A 5769-nucleotide genomic window follows, 5' to 3' on the forward strand; every position below is an offset into this window, starting at 1 on the left:
TGCAGGAGTTCCTGCGCCGCGGCGGCCGGAACCGGGAGGGGCTCGACGACCTCGCCGGCCGCGTTCAACAGCGCCGGAATGAACTCCTGGGCCGCCACCGGCTGGATGGCACCCTCACTGAGGTCCAGAAGCTGCTCGACACTGCCGTGCTGGAGGAACGCAAGCAGCTCGCCCGCGACGCCATGATGGACAACACCGACCGGGCGTTCCGGGAGATGCAGCTGCAGGACCTGCCTTCGTCCGCGGCGGCAGCGGTCAACGAACTCGCCACCTACGACTGGCAGTCCAGCACCGCCCGGGAAGCCTATGACCGCATCAAGGATCTGCTGGGCCGGGAGGTCCTTGACCAGCGGTTCGCCGGCATGAAGCAGGCGCTTGAGAACGCCACCGATGCGGATCGCGCGGCCGTCAGTGAAATGCTGGGGGATCTCAACGAGCTGCTGGACAAACACCGGCGCGGCGAAGACACCGCCGCGGACTTCCAGGCGTTTATGGCGCGGCACGGCCACTTCTTTCCCGAAAATCCCCAGTCGGTCGAGGAACTGATTGACGCCCTCGCCCAGCGCGCGGCCGCGGCCCAGCGGCTCCTGCAATCCATGTCCCCCGAGCAGCGGGATGAGCTGATGAGCCTCTCCGCCCAGGCCTTTGGTTCGTCCGACCTCATGGCCCAGCTCGATCAACTTGACTCGAGCCTGCGCGCCCTGCGCCCCGGCGAGGACTGGACCGGCTCCGAACGCTTCGACGGTCAGGAAGGACTCGGGCTGGGTGACGGCACCGGCGTGCTCCAGGACCTCGCCGAACTCGACGAACTGGCCGAGCAGCTGTCCCAGTCCTACAACGGATCACGCCTCGACGACCTGGATCTGGATGCCCTCGCCCGCCAACTCGGGCAGAAGGCCGCCGTGACGGCCCGCACCCTGGCGGAGATTGAGCGGGCGATGCGGGACGGAGGCTACCTGCGGCGCGGGGCGGACGGTGATCTCAGCCTATCCCCGCAGGCCATGCGTCGGCTGGGCAGGTCCCTCCTGCGGGACACCGCCAAACAGTTGTCCGGGCGGCAGGGCCGCCGGGAGACGCGGGCCGCGGGCGCGGCCGGCGAGCAGACAGGATCCAGCCGCCAGTGGCAGTTCGGGGACGCCGAACCGTGGGATGTCACGCGCACCATCACGAACGCGATCAGCCGCACGGTGGCCGACGGCGGTGATCCGGCACACGGACTGCGCCTCGGCGTTGACGATATCGAGGTGGAAGAAACGGAAACGAATACGCGGGCCGCCGTCGTCCTGCTCGTCGACGTGTCATTCTCGATGGCCGCCGAGGGCCGGTGGGTGCCGATGAAACGCACGGCGCTTGCCCTGCACCACCTCGTCTCAACCCGTTTCCGCGGGGACCGGCTGCAGCTGATCACCTTCGGCCGCTATGCGCAGTCCATGGACATCGGCGAGCTCACGGCCCTGCCAGCCCGCCAGGATCAGGGCACCAACCTGCACCACGGCCTGCTCCTGGCCGGTCGATTCTTCCGCCGGCACCCTGCAATGCAGCCCGTCCTCCTCGTGGTCACCGACGGGGAGCCCACCGCGCACCTGCTGGCCGACGGAGAGTCGTGGTTCTCCTGGCCCCCTGACCCGGAGACCATCCGCGTCACGGTGGCCGAGCTCGACCGCCTTGGGCGTGTTGGGGCGCAAGCCACGTTCTTCCGACTCGGTGATGATCCAAGCCTTGGGCAGTTCCTCCAGCGCATGGTCCGCCGAATTGACGGCCGGGTGGTCGCGCCCGACGCCGGAGACCTCGGGGCCGCCGTCGTGGGGGAGTACCTCCGCGCACACTTCCGCGGCCGCCCCTACGACGACGCCGACTGGGCTTCCTGAGCGGAACCCGCATTCATGGCCTTGGCGCACCAACTTGCTGGTGGGGCAAAAGCCGCCGAGCCATATCGTCTGGGTGCCCTTGCTGCCCGTCCGTGGTGCGGTCGCTGTCCTTGTAGACCGACCCGGGAGTGCAACGCCTTATATCGGGAGCCACACCCTGCGGGTCCTGGAGTTCCCCGGTGTCCCCGTCATGGTGGCACCGCGCGTAGTTGAGGGCCGGCGCGTCGATGACGCCGGCCCTCAATCATCGTGCTGGAGTGCTGAATCGTCAGCCGTTGATCACCTGCGGCACCCCGAGGGCCTTGAGGCCTTCGACGCCGAATTCGAGTCCGTAGCCGGATTGCTTGGCCCCGCCGAAGGGGATGCGGGGGTCCACGGCGCCGTGTTTGTTGATCCAGACCGTGCCGGCTTCGAGCCGGGCCGCGACGGTGCGGGCTGCAGCGGGGTCGGAGGACCAGACGGAGGCACCGAGTCCGACGTCGAGGGCGTTGGCGTTGGCGACGGCTTCGTCGACGGTGCTGTAGCGGATGATCGGCAGGGCGGGGCCGAACTGTTCTTCGGTCACGAGGGGGTTGTTGTTGTCGATGTCGGCGATCAGGGTGGTGGGGTAGAAGTGGCCGGTCCGATCCGTGTCGGGGTTGCCTCCGAGCAGGACCCGGGCGCCGGAGGCCTTGGCGGCGTCCACGAGACGGGCGACGATGTCGTATTGGGCCTTGTTCTGCAGCGGGCCGAGCACGTTGGCCTCGTCCAGGCCGTTGCCCATGGGCATCGCGGCGGCGACGGCCGTGAGTTCCTCGCAGACGGCATCGTAGATGTCGGTGTGGACGTAGAGGCGTTTGACGGCCGCGCAGGTCTGGCCGGTGTTGATGAACGCGCCCCAGAACAGGCCTTCGGCGATGGCTTTGGGGTCGGCATCGGGCAGGACGATGCCGGCGTCGTTGCCGCCGAGTTCCAGGGTGAGGCGTTTGACGGTGTCGGCGGAGGATTTGATAATGGCCTTCCCGGTGGCGGTGGAGCCGGTGAACATGATCTTGCCGATGCCGGGGTGCCCGGCCAGGGCCTCGCCGACGTCCCGGCCGCCGGAGACGACGGTGAGGAGGCCTTCCGGCAGCTCCTCGTTGAGGACCTTGGCCAGCGCCAGGACGGAGAGCGGGGTGTATTCGGAGGGTTTGACCACGACGGCGTTGCCCATCCGCAGGGCGGGGGCGAGCTGCCAGACCGTGATCATCATGGGCCAGTTCCAGGGGCCGATCGCGCCGACGACGCCGATGGGCCGGTAGTGGAGTTCGGCGCGGGTTTCGCCGTCGTCCACCACGGTTTCCGGCTCCAGGGGTGTGGTGGCGGCGACGCGGAGCCAGGCGGCGCAGGCGCCGACTTCGAAGCGGGCGTTGGGGCCGTTGAGCGGTTTGCCCTGCTCGCGGGAGAGCAGACGGGCGAGTTCCTCGGCGGAACGTTCGACGGCGTCGGCGGCCTTCAGGAGCGCGGCGGACCGGGCGTCGTGGCCCAGGCCGGCCCAGGCCGGCTGCGCGGCCGTTGCGGCGGCGATGGCGGCTTCGAGGTCCGCAACCGTGTGGACCGGAGCCTGCCCGACCGCTGCGCCGGTGGCGGGGTCCAGGATGGTCCGGGTTGCACCGGACGTCGGGGTGATCGAGGCGAGAAGGGCGTCGTAGGTTTCCATCGGTGTACTCCACATCGAGTAGGTCAGAGAACGCGGCCGGTACGGCCTGCGAGCGTTGCATCAAGCGTGCTCCGGCAAGGCGCCGATGGTCTTGTCTATCCGTGAAGGGCTTTTGTGCGGGAGCGAACAGAACGCCGAAGGCATTGCCGAAGGACGCGGACCGGAGCGCGTCCGAAGCAATAGCACTTCGTGGACTTCCTCGACGCCGGCGCCGTCGGTTTCGGTACTGACGCCTCGAAGATCGACGTGGAGAATCCAGCCGCCGTCCAAGCTCGGCTCGCCCGATTGGCGCTGGAAGCCGAGGTGGTTGCGGTAGCCAGCCACAACTGGGTGGACGATCCGCTATCCGGTGAAACCTGGCCGATGCACCGCACCGGTTTTCTGTCGACCTACCTCGCCGCCATGCAGGCGGCGCACGGCCAGGTTCTGTTTACCGGCTCCGATATCGCTAACGGCTTGTGCGGATTTATTGACGGCGCAATTGAGAGCGGCATGAGGGCCGCCCGTGACGCAGCCTCCCTCCTGGCGCTGCACAATTCCTGAACGTCTCTGCCGTTCCCAACCAAACTTCGCTCCTGAACAACAACCGATCGCTGAGCGACAAGAGCGTGACCCGCGCCACCTGCCATGCTGGATTTCACGGTGCAACGCACCCCCATTTCCCAGACCGAAATTTCTCAGACTCATGACCGTTAAGAAGGATCCGATGAGTATTTCAAAATCCGAGTCCCCGACCGCAGAAGTCAGTCCCCGCACGGAGCACTCCACCGCGCTGCGCGCCGGAAGCGTTGGCGTCATGGGCATTCTTTTCTTTGTCTTGTCCGCCCAGGCGCCGTTGACCGGAATCGTCGGGGCGTCCCCGCTGGCCGCGGCCCTCGGCAACGGACCCGGCGCGCCCGGCGCGTATCTGGTGGTGGGCATCGTGATCGTGATCTTCGCCGTCGGGTTCGTCGCGATGAGCCGCAAGATCCAGGCCCACGGCGCTTTCTACGCCTATATCACCGCCGCCTTCGGGCGAAAGATCGGCGCCGGCGCGGCGTGGCTCGCGCTCCTCGCATACAGCACGGTCCAGGCCGCGATGTACGGGCTGTACGGCGCGGCGTTCTCCGGGGTTCTCGGAACCGCCGGGGTCGTGGTTCCCTGGTGGCTGCTGGCCATGATCACCATGGCGGGCGTGCAGGTGCTGGGATCCCTCAATATCGAACTCGGGGCGCGGGTTCTGGCGGTGCTCGTAGGCCTCGAGGTCGCGATCCTGCTCATGTTCGGCTTCACGGTGCTGTTGCGGGGCGGCGGACCGGAAGGGATCAGCCTGGCTGCCTCCTTCTCTCCCGCAGCGATCGGCGCAGGCGCCCCGGGCGTAGCCATCATGTTCGCTGTCGCCTCGATGTTCGGCTTTGAATCCACGGCCATCTACTCGGCCGAGGCCAAGGATGCCCACCGCACGGTGGCCCGTGCCACGTACCTTTCGGTGGGGGTCATCGCGGTCTTCTTCTCCTTCATTTCGTGGATGCTGGTCAGCTACTACGGCCCCTCGCACGTCATCGACGCCGCGGGCGCGGCCCTCGATTCCGGCGACTCCACTTCCTTCGTGCTGACGCCCATGGTGGAGCTGTTCGGACCGTGGGCCGGAACGGTCACCGGCATGCTGCTCGTGACCTCCCTGCTGGCCGGCATCATCGCCTTCCACAACGGCATCAACCGCTACCTCCATTCCCTGGCCCTGCGCGGGTCGATGCCCCGCGGAGTGGCCCGGACCAACCGGCACAAGGCCCCCGCCGTCGCCGCCAGGATCCAGACCGTGGTCGCTTTCCTGCTCGTGGCGCCGTTCGCCGTGCTGTCCCTGGATCCCGTCCTGACTCTCTTCTCCTGGTTCAGCGGGTTGGCCGTGGCGGCGCTCCTGGTCCTGTACATGCTCTGCTCCCTGGCCGTCGTCGCGTACTTCCGGCGCGAAAGGGTGCCCGGCCAGCTCTGGCAGACCGTGGTGGCGCCGGTGCTCGCCACCGTGCTGCTTGGCTGGGTCCTGTCCCTCGTGATCAGCAACTTCACTGCACTAATCGGTGGCAGTGCCGAAACGGCCGTAGGCCTGCTGCTGACTGTGCCCATTGTGTTTGCCGCTGGCGTGCTGGTCGAAGTTGCCGTGGAGCGCAGGGCCGCGCGATCCGAGGTCTTCGCCTAGCGACCAGCCTTAGACGCAGAAGGGGCGGTGCCGGACAGAGCCGGCAC

At 67.7% G+C, this 5769-nt stretch carries 4 protein-coding genes; 3 read left to right on the top strand and 1 reads right to left on the bottom strand.

Translation table 11 applies throughout. The features are described 5' to 3' along the window. Positions 1–1868, top strand: a 1868-nt coding sequence (locus BJQ90_RS17460; RefSeq protein WP_226761480.1) for a vWA domain-containing protein, incomplete at its 5' end; no start/stop codon positions are given. Positions 1869–2136: 268 nt separating this feature from the next. Here BJQ90_RS17460 and BJQ90_RS17465 read toward each other — a convergent pair. Further along, positions 2137–3546 (bottom strand): aldehyde dehydrogenase family protein, encoded by a 1410-nt coding sequence (locus BJQ90_RS17465; protein ID WP_226761481.1) that lies wholly within the window; start codon positions 3544–3546, stop codon positions 2137–2139. A 189-nt stretch (positions 3547–3735) separates the two neighbouring features. Here BJQ90_RS17465 and BJQ90_RS17470 point away from each other — a divergent pair, with 189 nt between their 5' ends. Together BJQ90_RS17470 and BJQ90_RS17475 are read left to right on the top strand one after the other, a co-directional pair. Then, positions 3736–4089, top strand: coding sequence for an FAD-dependent oxidoreductase (locus tag BJQ90_RS17470; RefSeq protein WP_226761482.1), 354 nt, complete (start codon positions 3736–3738; stop codon positions 4087–4089). 163 nt (positions 4090–4252) lie between these two features. Further along, on the top strand, positions 4253–5722 hold the full coding sequence (locus BJQ90_RS17475) for an APC family permease (protein WP_226761483.1): 1470 nt from the start codon (positions 4253–4255) through the stop codon (positions 5720–5722). Positions 5723–5769 lie beyond the last annotated feature (47 nt).

The organism is Arthrobacter sp. SO3 (genome assembly GCF_020532825.1).
Lineage (GTDB): Bacteria > Actinomycetota > Actinomycetes > Actinomycetales > Micrococcaceae > Arthrobacter.